General features: G+C 67.2%; 18 protein-coding genes and 1 pseudogene. 6 read left to right on the top strand and 13 right to left on the bottom strand.

Going from position 1 to position 19,660, the window contains the following annotated elements:
• Positions 1 to 117 precede the first annotated feature (117 nt).
• Positions 118 to 792: a TrkA family potassium uptake protein gene (locus N2L00_RS06555; RefSeq protein WP_255863227.1), complete on the top strand. Its 675-nt coding sequence runs from the start codon at positions 118 to 120 to the stop codon at positions 790 to 792.
• Positions 789 to 1,622 (top strand): TrkA family potassium uptake protein, encoded by an 834-nt coding sequence (locus N2L00_RS06550; protein WP_255765882.1) that lies wholly within the window; start codon positions 789 to 791, stop codon positions 1,620 to 1,622. The genes N2L00_RS06555 and N2L00_RS06550 overlap by 4 nt, the downstream gene beginning before the upstream one ends.
• A gap of 17 nt (positions 1,623 to 1,639) precedes the next feature.
• On the opposite strand, the pseudogene N2L00_RS06545 reads toward N2L00_RS06550, so the two are convergent.
• The 4 genes and pseudogenes from N2L00_RS06545 to dut form a co-directional block, all read right to left on the bottom strand.
• A pseudogene (locus N2L00_RS06545) lies at positions 1,640 to 2,248 on the bottom strand (DUF3159 domain-containing protein); the annotation flags it as partial.
• Positions 2,245 to 2,586 (bottom strand): hypothetical protein, encoded by a 342-nt coding sequence (locus tag N2L00_RS06540; protein WP_255765881.1) that lies wholly within the window; start codon positions 2,584 to 2,586, stop codon positions 2,245 to 2,247. The pseudogene N2L00_RS06545 and the gene N2L00_RS06540, both read right to left, overlap by 4 nt.
• A gap of 3 nt (positions 2,587 to 2,589) precedes the next feature.
• Positions 2,590 to 3,333: a DUF3710 domain-containing protein gene (locus N2L00_RS06535; RefSeq protein ID WP_255765880.1), complete on the bottom strand. Its 744-nt coding sequence runs from the start codon at positions 3,331 to 3,333 to the stop codon at positions 2,590 to 2,592.
• 67 nt (positions 3,334 to 3,400) lie between these two features.
• Entirely contained in the window at positions 3,401 to 3,871 is a 471-nt protein-coding gene (gene dut, locus N2L00_RS06530) for a dUTP diphosphatase (protein WP_255765879.1), read from the bottom strand.
• A 205-nt stretch (positions 3,872 to 4,076) separates the two neighbouring features.
• Here dut and N2L00_RS06525 point away from each other — a divergent pair, with 205 nt between their 5' ends.
• Positions 4,077 to 4,562, top strand: coding sequence for a DUF3093 domain-containing protein (locus N2L00_RS06525; protein ID WP_227922439.1), 486 nt, complete (start codon positions 4,077 to 4,079; stop codon positions 4,560 to 4,562).
• A gap of 1 nt (position 4,563) precedes the next feature.
• Here N2L00_RS06525 and N2L00_RS06520 read toward each other — a convergent pair whose 3' ends face one another.
• Positions 4,564 to 4,863 (bottom strand): DUF4193 domain-containing protein, encoded by a 300-nt coding sequence (locus N2L00_RS06520; protein ID WP_255765878.1) that lies wholly within the window; start codon positions 4,861 to 4,863, stop codon positions 4,564 to 4,566.
• Between the two features lie 316 nt (positions 4,864 to 5,179).
• Between N2L00_RS06520 and sepH the strand changes: the two genes are divergently transcribed.
• Complete coding sequence (sepH, locus tag N2L00_RS06515) at positions 5,180 to 6,493, top strand: septation protein SepH (RefSeq protein WP_255863228.1); 1,314 nt, start codon at positions 5,180 to 5,182, stop codon at positions 6,491 to 6,493.
• 117 nt (positions 6,494 to 6,610) lie between these two features.
• Here the strand turns inward: sepH and N2L00_RS06510 are convergent, their stop codons facing one another.
• From N2L00_RS06510 to N2L00_RS06495, 4 genes are all read right to left on the bottom strand, one after another.
• Positions 6,611 to 7,444, bottom strand: a complete 834-nt coding sequence (locus N2L00_RS06510) for a thymidine kinase (protein WP_255765876.1) — start codon at positions 7,442 to 7,444, stop codon at positions 6,611 to 6,613.
• Positions 7,445 to 7,446: 2 nt separating this feature from the next.
• The gene (locus N2L00_RS06505; RefSeq protein ID WP_255765875.1) at positions 7,447 to 8,655 is read right to left on the bottom strand and encodes an alkaline phosphatase family protein; all 1,209 of its coding nucleotides are present in this window, start codon (positions 8,653 to 8,655) and stop codon (positions 7,447 to 7,449) included.
• Positions 8,656 to 8,659: 4 nt separating this feature from the next.
• Positions 8,660 to 9,334: a DUF5998 family protein gene (locus N2L00_RS06500; RefSeq protein WP_255765874.1), complete on the bottom strand. Its 675-nt coding sequence runs from the start codon at positions 9,332 to 9,334 to the stop codon at positions 8,660 to 8,662.
• A 61-nt stretch (positions 9,335 to 9,395) separates the two neighbouring features.
• Positions 9,396 to 12,083 (bottom strand): GNAT family N-acetyltransferase, encoded by a 2,688-nt coding sequence (locus N2L00_RS06495; RefSeq protein ID WP_255765873.1) that lies wholly within the window; start codon positions 12,081 to 12,083, stop codon positions 9,396 to 9,398.
• A 128-nt stretch (positions 12,084 to 12,211) separates the two neighbouring features.
• Between N2L00_RS06495 and N2L00_RS06490 the strand changes: the two genes are divergently transcribed.
• Positions 12,212 to 14,710 carry a DNA topoisomerase (ATP-hydrolyzing) subunit A gene (locus N2L00_RS06490; RefSeq protein ID WP_255863229.1) on the top strand — a complete coding sequence of 833 codons (2,499 nt, stop codon included), beginning with the start codon at positions 12,212 to 12,214 and terminating at the stop codon, positions 14,708 to 14,710.
• 95 nt (positions 14,711 to 14,805) lie between these two features.
• Here the strand turns inward: N2L00_RS06490 and N2L00_RS06485 are convergent, their stop codons facing one another.
• The 3 genes from N2L00_RS06485 to N2L00_RS06475 form a co-directional block, all read right to left on the bottom strand.
• Positions 14,806 to 17,142 carry a cation-translocating P-type ATPase gene (locus tag N2L00_RS06485; protein ID WP_255863230.1) on the bottom strand — a complete coding sequence of 779 codons (2,337 nt, stop codon included), beginning with the start codon at positions 17,140 to 17,142 and terminating at the stop codon, positions 14,806 to 14,808.
• 61 nt (positions 17,143 to 17,203) lie between these two features.
• Positions 17,204 to 17,428 (bottom strand): heavy-metal-associated domain-containing protein, encoded by a 225-nt coding sequence (locus N2L00_RS06480; RefSeq protein ID WP_255765870.1) that lies wholly within the window; start codon positions 17,426 to 17,428, stop codon positions 17,204 to 17,206.
• Positions 17,429 to 17,473: 45 nt separating this feature from the next.
• Entirely contained in the window at positions 17,474 to 17,818 is a 345-nt protein-coding gene (locus N2L00_RS06475; RefSeq protein ID WP_255765869.1) for a metal-sensitive transcriptional regulator, read from the bottom strand.
• A 118-nt stretch (positions 17,819 to 17,936) separates the two neighbouring features.
• On the opposite strand from N2L00_RS06475, the gene N2L00_RS06470 reads away from it, so the two are divergent.
• The gene (locus N2L00_RS06470; RefSeq protein WP_255863231.1) at positions 17,937 to 18,641 is read left to right on the top strand and encodes a metal-dependent transcriptional regulator; all 705 of its coding nucleotides are present in this window, start codon (positions 17,937 to 17,939) and stop codon (positions 18,639 to 18,641) included.
• 22 nt (positions 18,642 to 18,663) lie between these two features.
• Here the strand turns inward: N2L00_RS06470 and N2L00_RS06465 are convergent, their stop codons facing one another.
• Positions 18,664 to 19,656 carry a GNAT family N-acetyltransferase gene (locus N2L00_RS06465; RefSeq protein ID WP_255863232.1) on the bottom strand — a complete coding sequence of 331 codons (993 nt, stop codon included), beginning with the start codon at positions 19,654 to 19,656 and terminating at the stop codon, positions 18,664 to 18,666.
• Between the last annotated feature and the right edge of the window lie 4 nt (positions 19,657 to 19,660).

Genomic DNA, 19,660 nt, shown 5'->3' with positions numbered 1-19,660 from the left:
TGGGGCGCCGTCGGGACTAAGCTGGCGTTGATTGTTTTTATTGCGCGGACGGCTGTGCGGCCGCTTCCTGCGGCGGGCAGTCCGCGACAGGACCAAACCGAAACCGAGGTAGGGCAGTTGGCCCATTACGTGATCATGGGGTGCGGGCGCGTAGGCGTCAGCCTCGCCCACACCCTGGACAATGCCGGCCATTCGGTCGCCATCATCGACCAGGACGAGCGGGCGTTCCGCCGGCTGCGGCAGACCTTCACCGGACGCAAGGTGACCGGCGTCGGCTTTGACCGCGAGACGCTGAAGGCAGCGGGCATCGAAGAGGCCTATGCCTTTGCCGCCGTTTCCAGCGGCGACAACTCAAACATCCTGGCCACCCGCGTGGCGCGTGAGACCTTCCACGTAGGGCACGTCGTCGCGCGCATCTATGATCCGGGACGCGCGGAAATCTACCAGCGGCTCGGCATCCCCACGGTGGCGGCCGTTCGGTGGAGCGCGGACCAGGTCCTGCGCAGGATCCTGCCCGAGCAGAGCATCAACGGCGACTTCAGGGAGTCCTCCGGCCGGCTGATCCTGGGTGAGCTGTCCCTGCACGGGGGCTGGCTGGGCCGGTCGCTGTCCAGCATCGAGACGGCCGCGGGGGTGCGCATTGCCTATGTCACCCGGTTCGGGGAAGGGACCCTGCCGCGCCAGGACAGCAGCTACCAGGAGGGTGATGTCCTGCACGCGATGATGTCCGTTGACCGGACCGCGGAAATCAGCAAGATCCTGTCCAAGGAACCAGCCAAGGAGTCCCTGTGAAAGTTGTTATTGCCGGCGCCGGCAGCGTGGGCTCGTCCATCGCCAAGGAGCTGCTCTCCCATGGCCATGATGTCCTGCTGATTGACGAGAAGCCCGAGTGCGTGGGCCGCAGCGGCCTGCGCGGAGCGCGGTGGCTGATCGGCGATGCCTGCGAGTTGACCACGTTGAAGGATGCACAGCTGGAGGAAGCCGACGTCGTCGTGTCCGCCACCGGCGATGACAAAGTCAACCTGGTGGTCTCGCTGCTGGCCAAGAGCGAATTCGGCGTTGCGCGGACCGTGGGCCGCGTGAACAACCCGAAGAATGACTGGATGTTCGATGATTCCTGGGGAGTGGACGTGGCGGTGAACACGCCCCGCCTCATGACAGCCCTGGTCGAAGAAGCCGTGGAGATCGGCGACCTGGTCCGGCTGCTGAGCCTGCAGACCGGTGTGTCCTCAATGGTGGAGTTCACCGTTCCCGCCGATTCGCACCTCACGGGCCGGACCCTGGGATCCATCGACTGGCCGCTGGATGCCACCGTGGTTGCGATCCTGCGCGACGACGCGCCCATCACGCCGAGCAACGACGACGTCGTGGAGCCGGGTGACGAGCTCTTCTTCATCACCACGATTGCGGCCGAAGACGAACTGCGCGCAGTCCTGTCCCCGGCCGCGGCCGCGGCGGCCGCTCAAGTCCGTCAGGAATCCCTGGACGCCGAGTCGGGCGCTGCGGGATCCCCCGCGGCGGCGGAGTCCCCCGCAGCCGAACCGGACCCGCTCGCGGATTCAGGGGCCACGACGGCCGAGGGCCGGGAGACCACCCATGCCAGCCAGAGTCCCAGCGCATAAAGCGGCACACCCATAGCCAGGCGCATGGTGCCCAGCGCGGCAACATTGTCCGCCAGGAACAGGGGCAGCTGGACGGCCAGCCGGAGGGCGAAGACCGCCACGATGATCCAGCTGGCCCAGGTGTAGGCCTTGAGGCGGACCGGAGCGGCGCGCCAGTCCAGGTTCTCGCCGCGGATCATCCCGAACAACAGTCCGGCAACCGGCCATTTCACTGCGATGGAGATCAGGAACGCCAGGATGTAGGCGCCGTTCAGGTAGAACCCGGGGACGAAGTACGTGGCGCCGTCACCGCTGCGCAGTGCCACGAAGGCGCAGATGGCGACGCCTGCCACACCCGTGAGCGACTGCATCAACGGGCGCCGCTGGAGAAGGTTGGCCGCTGAAAACACGGCTGCAGCGGCTACGGCCGCACCCAGCGAGACGTTCAGCTCCGCCCCCACGGTGTAAAGCAGGGTGAAGAGTAGCCCGGGAACAATCGCCTCGGCGAGTCCCCGGACACCGCCGACGGACTTGAGCACATCGATCTGCCCGTCGTCGCGGCGTTCCACTCCGGCCCGGGCCGCATATTGTCCGGCGAGCTGGTTCAGGTCCGGCTGGCCCTCTTCCGGCTGCTTGGGTGTGTTCATGCGTCGGCCTCCGGGCGTCCAATGATTTCGTATCGCGGATTGAAGATGGTGGGGCGGCCGTCAACATTGGACACCATGCCCTCGAACGCCAGACAGGTTCCGGCTTCGATCCCCGGCACCCTGCGCTGGCCTACCCAGACCAGGCGCACCTTCGCCCGGGACGCCAGGGGGCTTTCGCGGTAGGCGGCCATCGAGTCTTCGACCACGGCGGTAAACCGCGGCGGGTCGTTGGCCGGAACCACTGTGATGGCCGAGACATAGCCGCGGCAGTAGGCCCGGCCGCGCTCCGGGAGGGACTTGATGCTCGCGCAGTGCGTGGAAGCGGTAACGGCTGGCACCGGTTAGCCGATCGTCGTAATTTCCGGGCCGCGCTCGGGTGCGGCTGGCTTGGCTGCACCCTTGTCGGCACGCGGGAGCGGGGAAGCATCGCGGGGCAGGCGCAGCTGCAGGAGGTCGCGCGGCGGCAGGGGCTGCTCGCCCCGGACCACCACTACGTTGCGGAAGACTTCCTCCAGGGGGCCGGCGGCTTCGGGATTCATGGCTGCCGGGCCGCCGAAGACTCCGCGGAGGAACCAGCGGGGACCGTCTACACCGACAAAGCGGGCCACACGGTAGCCCTTGGAGCCGTCCTGTGCCTGCGCAGGCACCCGGGCCAGCAGCTCGGTGCCGAACGTACCGGAGAGTTCATCCACTGTGCCGCCCTGCGACCCCACGGACTTGCCGATCTGGTCCCGGATGTCGTCCCAAAGGGTCTCCGACCGAGGAGCGGCGAAGGCCTGCAGCTGAAGGCTGGATCCCTCCAGGTCCAGCGTCACGGCAACCACGCGCTGGGTCTTTTCCTCGACCTCCAGGCGCAGCTGCAGCCCCTGGGAGGCGGCGATCCGGAGCGCTCCGAGATCAACGTAGCCCTCCTCGGAGGGCCGCTCGCTCAGGTCGTAGGGACCACCGGCTGCGGGAGCCTGCACGGCGTCACTGCCGGCGTCGGCGTTTGCCGGGTCCGTGTCCGTTGCGGCCGCATTCTCCGCTGCTGCTTCCGACCCGGCGGTTTCCTCTGCCTTGGTTTTCTTACGGCGCCCAAATGCCATAACCGAAGTTCCTTCTCTCTTGTCTGCAAGTTCTAAGTACGGCCGCCGTCCGCGGTCCGGTTGCTGGTCAGGCCGGAACTGCGGTAAATCCTCCGGTGGAGCCGAATCCCCCGGCACCCCGGACAGAATCCGGCAGCTCATCGACGGGAACAAACTCGGCCGTTTCCACACGCTGGATCACCAGCTGGGCAATCCGGTCGCCGCGCCGCAGCGTCACCGGCTGCGTCGCATCCGTGTTGATCAAGGTGACGGAGATTTCTCCGCGGTAGCCGGCGTCCACGGTCCCGGGCGCATTGACGATGCTGATGCCGTGCTTGGTGGCGAGCCCGGACCGGGGGTGGACAAAAGCTGCGTAGCCGAAAGGCAGGGCCAGTGAAACACCGGTGGGAATGAGCTGCCGTTCCCCCGGCTCAAGGGTGAAATCGATCCGGGAGCGAAGGTCGGCTCCGGCGTCGCCGGGGTGCGCGTACGACGGCGGTTCCAGCCCGTCGTCGAGCATTTTCAGCTGTACCTTCAGCGTGGTCCCTGCATCTTGCACCAGTTTCTCCGGTTTCAATAGATTCCAACAACAGCAGCCGGGACGGCTGCGGGGGCGGTGGAAGCATCCGGGCGGCAGGGCCGTTCGGCCCAGGCCACCGGGCCAACCACCACACTTTAGCGCGTTTTCCTGAACGGCCGCCGGGCATTTGCCCACCGGCACGGCGCGGGATGAAATGCTCCGCCAAAGGTGAAAAGCTGGGGGTATGTCATCCCCTTCTGCAAAGAGCCCTTCTTCCAAGAGCTCCGCCGGCACCGTGCTGTACTCCGAACGCCTCACACCTTCCTTCGGGATCTGGTTCGTCGCCGCCCTCCTCGCCGCGGCCTGCATCCTTGTGTTTGTCCCGATCAGCCTGGCTGCGGGCATTACCGGTGCCGTAGTCGCCGCAGTCATCCTGGCAGTGCTCCTGGTGATCTCTACACCCCAGATCCGGGTTACCCCGGAAACCCTGCAGGTTGGACGGGCGCAGATCGAGCGGCGCTTCATCGGCAAGGTCGAGGCGTTCCGGGGCGAAGACGCCACCATGCAGCGCGGTCCGGCGCTGAACGCTACCGCCTACATGTGCATCCGCGGCTGGATCTCCCCCGTGGTCCGCATTGAAATCACTGATCCGGCGGACCGCACGCCGTACTGGCTGACCTCCACGCGCCGTCCGGAAAAGCTGGTCGAGGCGCTCACCTCCGGGCGCTGAATCAGCCCTCGCAGTCCACGCAGTAAAACATGCCGTTCTTTTCCAGGGCTATCTGTGAGCGGTGGCGGACCAGGAAGCATGAGGCGCAGGTGAACTCGTCGGCCTGCGCCGGAAGGACCCGGACCAGCAGCTCCTCGCCGGAAAGGTCCGCCCCGGGCAGCTCAAAGCTGTCAGCCGCCTCTGCCTCGTCCTCGTCCACGACGGCTGTCTGCACAGGGGTGCGCCGCGTTTTGAGCTCCTCTATCGACTCTTCTCCGGCGTCTTCCCCGGTCTTGTGCGGGGCGTCATAACCTGTCGCCATAGTGTCTTATCTCGCCGTCCGTTTGAATGGTGTTCGCTGCTGCCTGAGCCCCGGGGCGGACCGGCTCTTACGGACCCGCGTCGGTGACTCGGAGATATCAACGCCACGGATACCTGTTTTGTGCCCGTAAAGCAGAGATTTTTACCCACATAGGGCCAAAAAGCGAACCGGCTGCTGCTCCGGACGTACGCTCCCGCGCAGGGACGGCAATCCTGCACCCTTTCCAAATGCGCCACACCCGGGCAAAGCTTAGGTTTTCGGCGCCGGGGATGGCATTGTTTCAAGAAGGAATTGCTATCGGGTGGAGGACTTTTTGATGCAGGATCTACGGCTGGTGGGTGTCCATGAAGGTGGCGAACATCTGCTGTTAAGCGGCAAGGGCGGGGAAACCTTCCGTCTCCGGATTGATGAAGCCCTCCGGGTGGCGGCATCGCGCCCCGTACACCGGTCCGCACCGCAGGCTGCTCCGGCGGCCGGCACCACCATGACTCCGCGGGATATCCAGGCCCGGATCCGATCCGGCGCCAGCGCCGAAGAGGTTGCCGAACTTTCCGGCCACGACCTGGCGCACATCCGCCGCTACGAAGGCCCCGTGCTCGCCGAACGTGAGTACGTTGCGCGGCAGGCGCAGGGCGTTGAAGTTGCCGCGCCCATGTCCGCCACCCACGACGGTTACCGCAGTGCCTTTGGTGAGAATCCGGTAAACCTCGGCGACATGGTGCTGCACCGGCTGCGTTCCTTCGGCGTGGACCCCGATTCCGTCGAGTGGGATGCCTGGCGCCGCCCGGATGGAACCTGGGAAGTGGTGGCCCGCTTCGAGCTCACCGAGAAGTCCCGGGTCGCCGTCGGCGAAGAACCGCCGGCCCGCTGGATCTTCAGCCCGCTGCGCAAGAGCGTTACGAACACCAACCGCTGGGCCCAGGTCCTGAGCGAACTGGAACCGCTGGACACACCCGTGCCCACCCGCCGCCTGGCCGCCGTCGCGGACCGCGTCTTCGATTTCGAAGCAGAAGGCGGAGCCTCCTCCGACGACACCGACGACATCCTCGAAGTCCTGCGGTCGCGGCGCGGCCAGCGGCTGGGCAGCGATGAAGACGGCGACGATGCCCTGGCAACCCTGCTGTCCAAGGGCAGCGTCCCCGCGGCGCACCCGCGGGAGGGCAGCCCCGATACGGAGGACGAGGACAGCAACGGCAAGCGGCCGCGTACCGGCCGCCTGACCCTGGCGCCGTCGGTCGACTCCGCGGACAGCGACGATCCGGTGGATCCAGTGGCCCTTCCCGGCAGCGTTACCCAGACCCGGGAGATCAGCGTCCTGGCGCGGCCCTTCCGCCGGCGGGCCACCCGGGAACCTGCCGCGGACGGTACCGACGAGGAAACGCCCAACCCGCCTGCGGAAGCAGAGACCGCTGTTCCGGACGAGGCACCGGTGGAATCCCCCGCCCGCAAGAACGCCGGACGCGATTTCCCGTGGGACCGCCTGCCCAGCGGGGGCAAGGGCCAGCAGCCGTCCGACGCCGATAAGGCAGAGGGCAAGGACGACGGCGCCCAGGAACGGCGCGCCATCAAGCCCAAGCGGTCCTCGGTCCCGTCCTGGGACGAGATTGTCTTCGGGACCAAGGGCGACTAGTCCCCGAGGACGTTCGATTCGCTGACGAGGCCCTTCAGGGCTGCCCTGAGCGAATCCCGGCGCTAAGCGAATCCCGGCCCTGAGCGAATCCCGGCGCGCCCTACGCGAAGGTACTGCCTAGGGCGTTTCCGCCTTGGACTCCACGCAACACACCGACGCTGATTCCGCTGGGTCTGCGAGGGCCGCTGCCTGCTGTGCGGTTACCCGGCGCATGTAGTGCCGGCGGCACAGTGTTTCATAACCGATGACGGGGGCCGTTTCCGCCGAAGTTCCCGCCGGGGACCCTGCAGCGCCGGGAGCCAGCAGGTCATCGGCGTCGAACAACGGTTGATCGTCAAACAAGGGCCGGTCCTCGAACAGCGGCTCATCCGCAAACAGCGGCAGCTCCGCTTCGGCGGCAGGGGCCGGAGCCGGGGTGCGGGATTCGACGTCGCCAACCACCACCTGGTCGCCCTCCGTCACCATTACCCCGTCCACGGTGCGGGCGTTGTGGGTGGCGCGCCGCCCGCACCAGCACAGGGCGCGGACCTGGAGGACCTCCATGCGGTCCGCCAACTCAACCAGGCGCTGCGACCCCGGGAACAACCGGGTCCGGAAGTCGGAGGTGATGCCGAAGGCGAACACGTCGATGTCCATCTCGTCCACGATGGAGGCCAGCTGCTCAACCTGCGCCGCGCTGTAGAACTGTGCCTCGTCGCAGATCAGGTAGTCCACGTTGTGCCCCGTTGCCCTGCAGCGCAGCACCTCGGCCCAGAAGTCCGTGTCGTCACGCACTTCAACCGCCGGCGTCTGCAGTCCAAGGCGGCTGGAGATCATGGACTCCCCCGCCCGGTCATTGCGGCTGAACAGGATTCCACCGCGGCCGCGGGCGCTGTGGTTGTAATCCATCTGCAGCGCGAGCGTCGATTTGCCGCAGTCCATGGTGCCTGAGAAAAAGACCAGTTCCGCCATGGCTACTTCCCTCCCTGCGCCGGAGAAGACGCGCGCTTCCGCGTTTCGGGGCGTGCCAGGACCAGGAGGGGCACTTCGCACTCTGCCTTGGTGAGCGACCCGTGCTGGCCGGTGACCTCCAGCGCCGAGGCAGCAACGCGGCGGGTGTCGAACAGTGCAATCTGCTCCCGTGCGGCGATCATGAGGTCACCGATCCGGGGCAGGACGGCGGCATCCACATCGGGTCCGAAGTAGCCGGCACGCACTGCTTCCTCGCGGGTGAAAATCCATGCCCGGGTGCCGTAGGCGGCCTGCCAGGCGGCTTTGAGCCGGCTGAGCGCATCATGTCCCGCGTCAGGTTCCAGGTACAAATGGACCATGCGCGGCTCACCTGCCGTGTGCCGGACGCCGTCGATCAGTTCCGGCTGGGTACTGAAATCGAACCGCTGGGAAGCGGGGACATCCACCATGCCGTGGTCTGCGGTCAACACCACCAGGGTGCCGGCCGGCACCCTGGCCACGAGCCGCTTCAGGGCACTGTCGAGTTCTTCCAGCTCGTTGCCCCACTCCGGGGAAGCTGCACCGTACCGGTGCCCCGCCTTGTCCAGCTCATTCCAGTAGAGGTACATCAGCATCCGGTCCGCACCTGCCAGGGCGTCGACGGCGGCCGATACCCGGGCGTGCACCCCGGAGGCCGGGATGAACGTGCCGCCCCGGAGCGCGGCACGGGTCAGGGCGGAATCGGCAAAGCGGGGCAGGCTGACCGTGGCCACGGGAATGTGCTCCGCGGCCGTTTCCAGGATGGTGGGATAGGGCTGCCACTGCAGCGGGTCCACCCCCGGATCCCAGGAGCCGAGCATGTTTACTACCTTGTCCTGGTTCGGATCCAGGACGTCGTATCCCACGAGTCCGTGCCGGCCGGGAGGCAGCCCGGTGCCCAGGGATGCCAGCGACGCAACAGTAGTGGTGGGGAAGGAGGCGCTGAGGGTACGCGCGGTAGGCAGGAACCCCTTCAGGAAGGGGGCGTGCCCGCCGCGCTTTTTGAGCAGCGACAGGCCCAGCCCGTCCACCATCACCACGCAGACCCGCCGGGCCGCCGGAAGGGACAGCAGGTTCTCATAGCCGGGCACGCCCAGCACGGCTGCGGCGCTGGACAGCACGTCCGCTACGGAACGGGTTCCGTAGGCCGGTGCTGCGGGCAGGAGGTCAGGAGCAGCGGGGTTTGATGCCACGGTGCTAGCGCTGCGGGTGGGCGCGGTTGAAACGTCCGCCGATGCCGGGCATGCGCTGGCGCGGGTCGCCGCCGTCGACCGGGCGGGGAACCGCAGTGGTGTCGGTATTCACCTTGCGAAGGGCGCGGGCGAAGGCCTTGGCGTTCTGGACCGCCTGGGCGCCGTCGGCTTCCGCACTGACGCGCAGCACAATGTCTTCCTGCGCGATGGTCCCGGTGTAACCGTGGTCCGCGTCGCACTGGGGGTCCGCACAGCCGGCGGGACCCATGTCCAGGCGCTGTCCGCCGGACCAGGCAATGGCGAGGGTCATTTCCCGTGCCGGATCCGATGGCTTGTAGTTCTGCGGCTGGGCATACATGTAGCCCAGCACTACGGAGCGGATCTGCGTTACCGGTACGGATTCGGTGGAGACCTGCGCCATCATCTGCTCGCCGGCTTCATCCAGCTGCTGGTCATCGACGTGCGTGATGACGAGCATGTCCTCGGTCAGCACCAGGACCGTGATGTGGCGGTGCACCTCGGTACGCTCAAAATGCGTTTCGAGGTGGATCAGATGGGACAGCGGTTCACGGCCGTCGAGGGCATCATGGACCACGTCGGCCAAAAGCGTCGGGTAGAAGCCTGCCCGTTCCATGGATGCGTCAAGGCTGCGGCGTTCAGCGGAAAGTAACGGCGACATGCTTCCAGTTTCCCCCAGACCGCCCCTACATGCCTAAATGGCGCGCGGGCAGGTAAGCAGATCAGTCCCGCATTGCGCGCCGGGCGCTGTCGGTGCGGCGCTGCGGGTTGCCCAGCCGGATGTCGGCGCTCAGCACGGTCACGCCGTCGGCGGAGACCAGGACCGGGTTGATGTCGATCAGTGCGATCTGCGGATGCTCGTCCTTCAGGACAGCCAGCCGGGCGATGAGGTCCTCCAGCGCTGCGATGTCGGCTTCGGGCAGTCCCTGGTAGCCGAAGAGCTTGGCAGCTGAACGGGGTGCCCGCACCAGGTCGGCAATGTCGCGGTCCGTCAGCGGTGGAACGCCGTGCGCCCAGTCATCCAGCAGGCTGGTGGCGTCACCGGCGAGCCCGAAGGAGATCACCGGTCCCAGCAGCGGATCCTCAATGGCCCGGATCCGGCAGCCCTGCCCGCTGTTGGCCATGGACTGGACTTCCATTTCGAATTCACCGTAGCGGCGCAGGGCCTGGTGCATTTGCCCGATGTTGGTCCGCAGTGCTTCCGGCGTGGAAATATTCAGCCGCACCCCGCCGAGGTCCAGGCGGTGGCGCAGGTGCCCTTCACGGGTCTTGACCGCCACCGGCCAGCCAAGCTGTTCAGCTGCGGCCACGGCTTCGTCCGGCGTGGAAAAACCGACGGCGGGCAGCACGGAAATGCGGTAGAACTCCAGGAGCCTTGCCGTCTGTTCCTGGTCCAGCCGGGTCAGGGCGTCGCCTTCCACCCGGTCCATCAACGAGTCGAGGTAGGCCGAGGCTCCTTCGGTATCGACACCGGCGGGTTCCACGAAACTGCCGTGGTCCCGCTGCGCCCATTCCGTGTAGCGCACCACGGAGGCCAGGGCGGTGACCGCTGCGCCGGGGCTGCTGAAGCAGGGCAACCCGCCGCCGGGCACCTCGGGGTCCGCCGCAAGCAGCCCCTCGACATGCGCGCGGGGGTCCACGATCCCGGTGAAGGCGGCAACCAGGGGCTTGCCGGTCTCCTGCACGCATTCGGCCAGAACGGCGGCTATCGCTTCCGTCCGCAGTCCCGGCGCCGGGAGGATGGCGACGACGCCGGCATCCACCGTGTCGTCCGACAGCACCTCGGTGACCGTGCGGCGCAGCTGCGGCAGCGCCACGCTCATCCCGGTGTCCAGGGCCAGTTCCGCCTCGAGGCGGGTGATGTCCAGGTCCAGTCCGGTGCAGGCATCGGCCAGGACCCGGCCCAGGGCCACCGAGTTGCTGAAGACAGCCACCCGGCGCCCGCGCGGCAGCGGCTGGCTGACGGCAATCTGGGCCACGTCGATCAGCTGCTCGTTGGTGCTCACGCGGATGACGCCGGACTGGCGGAGCATCGCGTCCAGGGCGCCCGGAGGGGCCTGCGTGGTCCGCACGGCGTGGCCGGGCGGAAGCTGCAGGCCGGTCACGTCCGACTTGGCGACAATCACGGGTTTGGTGCGCGCCAGCCTGCGGGCCAGGCGGGAGAACTTACGCGGGTTCCCCACCGACTCCAGGTACATGGCCACCACGCGCGTATCGGCGTCGTCCTCCCAGTACTGCATGGCGTCATTGCCGGAGACGTCGGCCCGGTTGCCGGCGGAGATGGTGGAGGACAGTCCCAGCGCGCGCCGCTGGGCAGTGGCGTAGAGCAGGACGCCGATGGCGGCGGACTGGCTGAAGAGCCCCAGTCCCCCGCGCCGGGGCAGCGCCGGTGCCATGGAAGCGTTCAGGGACACGTCCGGCCGGGTGTTGATCAGGCCCAGCGACGCCGGCCCGACCACGCGCATGCCGTGGGCCCGTGCACGTCGGACCAGGGCACGCTGCCGGGCCAGCCCCTCCGGGCCCTTCGGTCCGAAACCGGCAGTCACCACCAGCAGGGCCTTAACCCCGGCGGCAGCGCATTCGTCCGCCACCTCCAGGACCTGTTCGTAGGGCACGGCGATGACGGCCAGCTGGACCGTTTCCGGCACTTCGGAAATCCGGCTGTAGGAAATCATGCCGGCCAGTTCGAAGGCTTCCGGATTGATGGCGTAGACGGATCCCTTGAAGCCGCCCTCGATGATGTGCTCCAGCAGCTGGTAGCCCACCGAACCCCATTCGCGGCTGGCTCCGATGACGGCGATGGACGACGGCGAGAGCAGGTCGGCCACGCTGCGGGCCTCGGCACGGTGTTCGCGTGCTTCCATGACTGCCAGCGATTTCTCGGTGGGGTCGATGTTGAAGTCCAGGGCGATCACGCCGTCGTCGAAGTGCCGGCTTACCTCGTACCCGGCATCCGCGAAGACTCCGATCATTTTGCGGTTCTCGGGAAGGACTTCCGCGGAGAAGCGGCGGATGCCGTTTTCGCGGGCGGCGGCGGCCAGGTGTTCCAGCAGGATGGACCCCAGCCCGCGGCCCTGGTGGCCGTCGGCTATGTTGAAGGCAACCTCGGCTTCGGTGGGATCGTCGAGGCGGTCGTAGCGGCCGATGCCGATGATTTCATCACCAATGGTGATGACGAACGCCACCCGGTCCCGGTAGTCCACATTGGTGAAGCGCTCCAGCTCCTTATTGGTGAGCTTGGCCTTGTAGGTGAAGAACCGCAGGTAGATGGAACTCTGCGACTGCCGCATGTGGAAGGCCTGCAGCGCGTCCGCATCGGAGGGGGAAACGGGGCGCAGATGGCCGGTCCCCCCGTCCCGCAACACGACGTCGGCTTCCCAATATTCGGGGTAATGTCCCTGCTCCACCATAGAATCAGAGTAGTGGGCAAACTTCCCCATAGTCATCCACCCGCTCCGTACAGCGTGGCTCCGCACCGCGTGGATTATGTACGGGGCGCAATCCCTGTCCCCTAACACTGCAAGGATTCGACAAAAGCATGGCCCGGCGCCAACCCGTCTCCAAATCCGTACCCGGCGAAAAGATCGCCGAGAACATCATCGAGATAGATGTCACCACCGAGATGGAGGGCTCCTTCCTCGAATACGCCTACTCGGTGATCTATTCGCGTGCCCTCCCCGATGCACGCGACGGCCTGAAGCCTGTCCAGCGGCGCATCCTGTACATGATGTCCGACATGGGGCTGCGGCCCGACCGCGGGCATGTGAAGTCCGCCCGGGTGGTGGGCGAGGTGATGGGCAAGCTGCACCCGCACGGTGACACGGCCATTTATGACGCCATGGTGCGCATGGCTCAGGACTGGGCTCTGCGCCTGCCGCTGATCGACGGCCACGGCAACTTCGGCTCGCTCGACGACGGTCCGGCCGCCGCCCGTTACACGGAGGCCCGGCTGGCGGCCCCGGCCCTGACCCTGACGGATCACCTGGACGAAGACGTAGTGGACTTTGTCCCGAACTACGACAACCAGCTCCAGCAGCCCGAAGTGCTGCCCGCTGCCTTCCCCAACCTGCTGGTCAACGGTGCCACGGGTATTGCCGTGGGCATGGCCACGAACATGGCGCCGCACAACCTCGGCGAGGTTATTGCCGCCACCCAGCACCTGATCGCCAACCCGGACGCCGGGCTGGAGGAGCTGATGCGCTTCATCCCCGGACCGGACCTGCCCACGGGCGGACGGATTGTCGGGCTGGACGGCATCCGCGATGCCTACGCCAGCGGCCGCGGTTCCTTCAAGACCCGCGCCAAGGTGGAGGTGGAGCAGCTCACCGCGCGCCGCACAGGCCTGGTGGTCACCGAACTGCCCTACATGGTCGGCCCGGAAAAGGTCATTGAAAAGATCAAGGACGCCGTGACGTCCAAGAAGCTGCAGGGCATCTCCGACATTGTGGACTTGACGGACCGCAGCCACGGCCTGCGCCTGGTGATCGAGCTGAAGAACGGGTTCAACCCCAACGCGGTGCTGGCCCAGCTGTACAAGTTCACGCCCATGGAGGATTCCTTCGGGATCAACAACGTCACCCTCGTGGACGGGCAGCCCCGGACCCTGGGGCTGGTTGAGCTGCTGCAGGTCTACGTTGCACACCGCCTTGGCGTGGTCCGCCGGCGCACCGCCTACCGGCTGAGCCGGAAGAAGGACCGGCTGCACCTGGTCGAGGGCCTGTTGATCGCCATTGTGGACATTGACGAGGTCATCCAGATCATCCGGTCCTCGGATGAAACGGCCCAGGCCCGGGAACGGCTGATGGCCGTGTACGACCTGACCGAAGTCCAGGCCAGCCATATCCTCGAGCTGCGCCTGCGGCAGTTGACGAAGTACTCCCGCATCGAGCTCGAGAAGGAGCAGGACGAGCTGCGCAAAGCCATCGAGGAACTCGAAGCGATTCTCGGCTCCGAGCAGCGGCTGCGCTCCCTGGTCTCGGATGAGCTGGGCGAAGTGGCGGCAAAATACGCGACGCCGCGGCGTACGGTGCTGCTCGAATCGGAGGCCGCTTCACCCCTGAAGGGTGCGGCAGTGACCGCTGCGGCCGGCGTCGCGGGCAAGGGCGCCAAGGCGATCCTTCCGCTGGAGATCCCGGACGATCCCTGCTGGGCCATCCTGTCCGCCTCCGGCCAGGTGGCCCGGACCTCGGACCAGGAACCGCTCGCCGAAGGCGGGCAGCGGGTGCGTCACGACGTGTTCCGCTCGGTAGTCAAGACCACCGCCCGCGGCGAGATCGGGGCGCTGACCTCCTCGGGCCGGATGATCCGGATCTCCGTCCTTGACCTGCCCGCCCTGCCCCCGACCGCCGGCCTGCCGAACCTTGCCGGCGGCGTGCCGGTCAAGGAATTCATGACCCTGGGCAAGGGCGAGAAGCTGGTGGGACTTGTTCCGTTGAACGCCGTGGTGGCCATCGGCACCCGTAACGGAGTGGTGAAGCGGGTCAATCCCGATTACCCGCTGAACCGTGATGACTGGGAAGCCATCACGCTCAAGCCCAAGGACGAGGTCATCGGGGTGTCCGTGGCAGCGGACGAGACGGACGAACTGGTCTTCATCACCCGGTCGGCACAGCTGCTGCACTTCCCTGCCTCCGCGGTCCGCGCCCAGGGCCGTACGGCAAGCGGCGTGGCCGGGATCAAGCTGGCCGCCGACGACGCCGCGGTATTCTTCGGTGCCGTGGCCGCGGAGGATCCCGACGCCGTCGTCGTCACCGTTTCGACCACCACCGAGGCCTTGCCGGGCACTCCCGGCGGGTCGGTGAAGGTGACACCGTTCGCCGAATACCCGGCGAAGGGCCGGGCCACTGCCGGCGTACGGGCGCACCGCTTCCTGAAGGGCGAAGATTCGCTGTCGGTGGCGTGGGCCGGACACGGTCCCGCGAAGGCGTCCGCAGCCAACGGCGTGGCGCGGGCCCTGCCCACCGAGCATGGCCGGCGGGACGGTTCCGGGGTGCCCCTGGCCAACGCGGTAGACGCCGTAGGACCAAGCCAGGGCTGACGCCGGCAGGCAGCAACAACGAAAAACGGGCCGGTCCGCGGAGCATGCAGCTCCCGCGGACCGGCCCGTTCTTTGCTGTCTGGGCGCCGGTCTTCCTATTTGCCGAAGCTGCGCAGCCGCAGCGAGTTGCCGACCACCAGCACCGAGCTCGCCGCCATCGCCGCCCCGGCGATCATGGGGTTGAGCAGTCCGAAGGCTGCCACCGGGATGCCGACCGCGTTGTAGAAGAACGCCCAGAACAGGTTGGTCTTAATGGTCGCCAGCGTCCGCCGGGAGAGTTCGACGGCGGTGGCCACCTGTCCCAGGCTGCTGCCCATCACGGTCAGGTCTGCCGCTTCCATGGCGACGTCGGTGCCGGATCCCATCGCGATCCCCAGATCCGCCTGGGCCAGTGCCGCGGCGTCGTTCACGCCGTCCCCGGCCATCGCCACGGTGCGTCCCTGTGCCTGGAGCCGCCGGACGGCGTCGACCTTCCCTTCGGGACGGACATCGGCAAGCACATCCTCGGCCGGGATTCCCACCTGTTCCGCGACCTGGGCGGCCACCACCGCGTTGTCGCCGGTCAGCAGCACCGGGTGCAGGCCCAGGCTGCGGAACCGTGCAATCGCCTCCGCGGAGCCTTCCTTGACGGTGTCCTGCAGGCTGATGATTCCCGCCGCCCGGTCATCGACCGCCACCAGGACGGCAGTGGCGCCAGCGTCCTGCTCTTCCCGCAGCGCGGCGTAGGCAGCATCCGGCAGGTCTACCCCGTTTTCGTCCAGCCAGGCCGGGCGTCCGGCCACGATGCGGTGTCCGTCCACGGTGCCGCGGACTCCCCCGCCCGGCGCTGAATCGAAGTCGGTGACCGGCACGGTGCCTGGACCGGAACGTGCGGACTTGGCGATGGCCCGGGCAATCGGGTGCTCCCCGGCATCCTCGACCGAGCCGGCCAGGCGCAGCATGTCATCCGCGGTGAAATCCGCTGATTCATTGTCCAGCAGCCGGATCCGGGCGATGGACAGCCGGCCCGACGTAATGGTGCCGGTCTTGTCCAGCACGATGGTGTCCACTGTCCGGGTGTCCTCCAGCACCTGGGCACCCTTGATCAGGATGCCCAGCTGCGCGCCGCGGCCGGTTCCGGTCAGCAGGCCCACCGGGGTGGCGAGGCCGAGGGCACACGGGCAGGCGATCACCAGCACCGTGACGGCGGCAGTGAAGGCTGCCTGCAGGTCGCCGGTCAGGAGCATCCACAACACGAAGGTCAGGACCGCGATTCCGAGGACCACCGGAACGAACACGGCACTGATCCGGTCCGCAAGCCGGGCGATCGGTGCCTTGGACGACTGGGCGTCGCTGACGAGGCGGCCCATCTGCGCCAGGGTGGTCTCGCTTCCTACCCGGGTGGCCCGCACCAGCAGGCGGCCGGAGGTGTTGATGGTGGCGCCCGTGACCGGGCTGTCGACATCCACCTCCACGGGCAGCGACTCGCCGGTGATCAGGGAAGCATCCACCGCCGAGCGGCCCTCGAGTACCACGCCGTCAGCCGGTATCTTTTCCCCGGGCCGGACAACGAATACGTCGCCGACTTCAAGCCGGTCCGCCGGGATGCGGACTTCCGATCCGTCCCGCAGCACTGTCGCGTCCTTGGCGCCCAGGTTCAGCAGTGCCTTCAGCGCATCCGTTGCCTTGGTTTTGGCGTTGGCCTCCAGGTAGCGGCCCAGCAGCAGGAAGGTGACCACCACCGAGGCGACCTCGAAGTACAGGTGCGGGTCCGATCCCATGCCCGGATCAGACGTGATTCCCGGATCGACGGCCAGCTGGCCTACCGAGAACAGGTAGGCCGCCGTGACGCCGATGGAGACCAGGGTGTCCATGGTGGAGGCAAGGTGCCGGGCGTTGATGGCCGCGGCCCGGTGGAAGGGCCACGCGGACCAAGTCACCACGGGCAGGGCGAGCAGCGCCACCACCCATCCCCAGTTCGGGAATGCCAGTGCGGGAACCATGGAAATGAGCAGGACCGGAACGCTGAGGACCGCTGCCAGGATCAGCCGTGGACGCAGCTGTGCGGCAGTCCCGCCGTGGGACATGTGGTCTTCAGCGGACATGTGGTCGTCGCCGGCCGTGTGGTTGTCACCGTGTTCCACCGGCGTGTTATCCTCGGCGCCCGCTCCCGGTGCCGCGGCGGCGTGCCCCCCGTGGGCGGAAGGCCGGGCAGGCTGCCGGGTTTTCAGCCGGGCGTTGTAACCGGCGGCATTAACGGCGTCGACAAGCTGCTGGTCTGACACGGCTGCGGGGGCGGTGACCCGCGCACTTTCCAGCGGCAGGTTGACTGACGCCTCGACGCCGTCGATCTTTCCGAGCCTGCGCTCCACCCGCGCCACGCAGGAAGCGCAGGTCATGCCCTGGATCTCAAGTTCGACTGCCCTGGTTGCCGCTTGTTCGCGAGTGTCCATGATGGTTCCCTTCTCCTACTTCCTGTGCGCAGTATCCGCTGCGTTGCGCATGGTGCAGCCGCTACGCGTCGGCGTCGACCACCAGGTAACCGGCTTCCGCAACCGCTTCGCCCAGTTCGGCGGTGCTGAGGCTGCGGTTCGCGGTGACAGTAGCGGTTGAGATGCCGCCCGCGTTCAGGTCCACGGTGACCTTGTCGACGCCGTCGAGTGCCTCCAGTTCCTCGGTCACGGAGGCGACGCAGTGGCCGCAGGTCATGCCTGAGATGTTCAGTGTGGTGGTTTCCATGTGAATCTTCTTCCTTGGGATGGGTGAATGGATCGGGTGCCGGTCCTAGCGCAGCAGCCGGCCGATGGCGTCGGCAGCTTCCTGGACCTTGGCGGTCACAATCTCGGGGTTGCCGGTCCGCTCGGATTCCTGCGCTGCGTCTACCAGGCAGTGCGACATGTGGTCCTGGACCAGTCCCAGGCTGACCGCGTGCAGCGCCTTGTTGATGGCCGCGACCTGGGTGAGGATGTCGATGCAGTATTTGTCCTCCTCGACCATGCGGGCAATTCCCCGCACCTGTCCCTCAATCCGGCGCAGCCGGCGGAGGTAGGCGTCTTTATCCGACGCGTAACCATGCGGCCCGTCGTGGGACTCCACGGTGTCCGGAACGTTCTGCGTGACTGCGTCCATTGCCTCTGCTCCAATCCTTGACTGCCTCCAAGGTATACCCTGCCGGGGTATCGATTCAAGTACCCCTAGGGGGTATTTATCCCCGGAGGGGCGGCGTCCTGCCAGTAAGGTGGATTCCGTGGTACACAGTGAACTCTCGACAGCAAGCCAGGATTACCTGAAGGTCATTTGGACCGCGCAGGAATGGACGGATGAACCCCTGACGGTGTCCGCGCTGTCCGTCCACATGGGCTTCTCGCCGTCGTCGGTCTCCGAGGCGGTAAAGAAGCTCACCGGCCAGGGCCTGTTGACGCACGCCCGCTACGGGTCGATTGCGCTGACGGACGCGGGCGAGAAGGCTGCCGTGGGCATGGTCCGCAGGCACCGGCTGATCGAGACGTTCCTCGTGGAGTACCTGGGCTACCGCTGGGACGAAGTGCACGACGAAGCCGAACACCTCGAGCACGCCGTATCGGACAAGATGGTTGATGCCCTGGCGGCGCGCCTCGGCAATCCCGTGCGTGACCCGCACGGCGACCCCATCCCGGCCCGCGACGGCAGTTTCCCCGTACTGGACGCACAGCGCCTGAGCCGGTGCGAACCCGGTACCCGCGGAACGGTGGCCCGCGTCTCCGACAACGAACCCGAACTGCTGCGCTACCTGGCCGGGCTGGGGCTCCACCTGGACACCATGGTGTCCGTGGTGCAGCGCCAGCCGTATGCCGGCACGCTGACTATTGAAACCGGGGGCCGGACGCTGGACCTGGGCCTGCCCGCAGCGGAAGCCATCTGGATCCTCAAGGTCCCGGCCACGTCCCCGGAAACGGCCGCGTCGGACCGGTAGCGCAACCTTCCCGCGGCCCCTGCTACAGGACCGTCTTGTCGAAGACCACTTCCCGGTGCGTGGGCTTATAGCCCAGGCTTTCGTAAAGTCCCAGGGCACCGGACGGGTTCTCCGTGTCCACGCCGAGCCCGGCGTTGTCCATGCCGCCCTCCCGGAACCGGCGCATTGCTTCACGCAGCATCGCCGGAGCAAGTTTCCGTCCCCGCCAGTCCCGCCGCACGCCGAGGAGCATGGTGTAGCCCTCGTTGTAGCCGTGGATGTCCTTGCTCTCCGGATCGAAGCTCGCCAACTGGTAGGCGGCAACCTCGCCGGAGCCGGTGTCCACCACCGCGAAGCTCCAGTCCGGCCGGAACTGGGGATGGTCGATGGTGAATCCCCACCGCTCCTTGTTCCGCGGCTCGCTCCCCCAGTGGTCCTTGAACGCTTCGTTATGCGCCCGGCGCACGGCGTCGGAGATCTCGGGGTCAAAGGTGCGGAATTCCATCCCCTCCGGCAGTACGGCGTCGGGCAGGCCGCCCGTCAGCGGCCGGCTCATCTCGGTGAAGTAGCGCACCACCTCGGCGCCCTCGGACTGCAGCAGTGCCACCTGGGAGGCGTTGGATTCCTCGGCGTAGGTGCGCAGCACACCGTGTTTCCGGTGCTCCGTGAGCAGCCGCTGGCGCAGGCGGGTTTCCTGCCAGCGGTAGACCTTGGAACCGATGCCCCGGCGCCGCCACTGCGGGTCGACGCCGCCGAAGCCGGAGCCGGTCTCCGAACCGGGGTTCACGGCGATCCGGCCGTACGCCCGTGCCGCACCGGATTTGTCCAGCCCGATCAGCGTGTCCTTTGCGGGATCCCCGGAGGTGGTTTCCAGCGCCTGCTCCAGGTCCCTGCGGTCCTCCACCCATCCGGGTTTGTCCACCTCCGCCATCCGGCGGATCAGGGCGTACCAGGCGTCGACGTCGTCGGCTCCGATGGAGCGCCAGCGCAGGCCGGTTTCCGGCCCGGGGAACAGGGGTGGGGAGGGCGTCTGCATCCAT

Source organism: Arthrobacter sp. zg-Y1171, assembly GCF_025244845.1.
In the GTDB taxonomy this organism is placed as follows: Bacteria; Actinomycetota; Actinomycetes; order Actinomycetales; family Micrococcaceae; genus Arthrobacter_B.
This window is presented reverse-complemented; position numbering and strand designations above follow the sequence as displayed.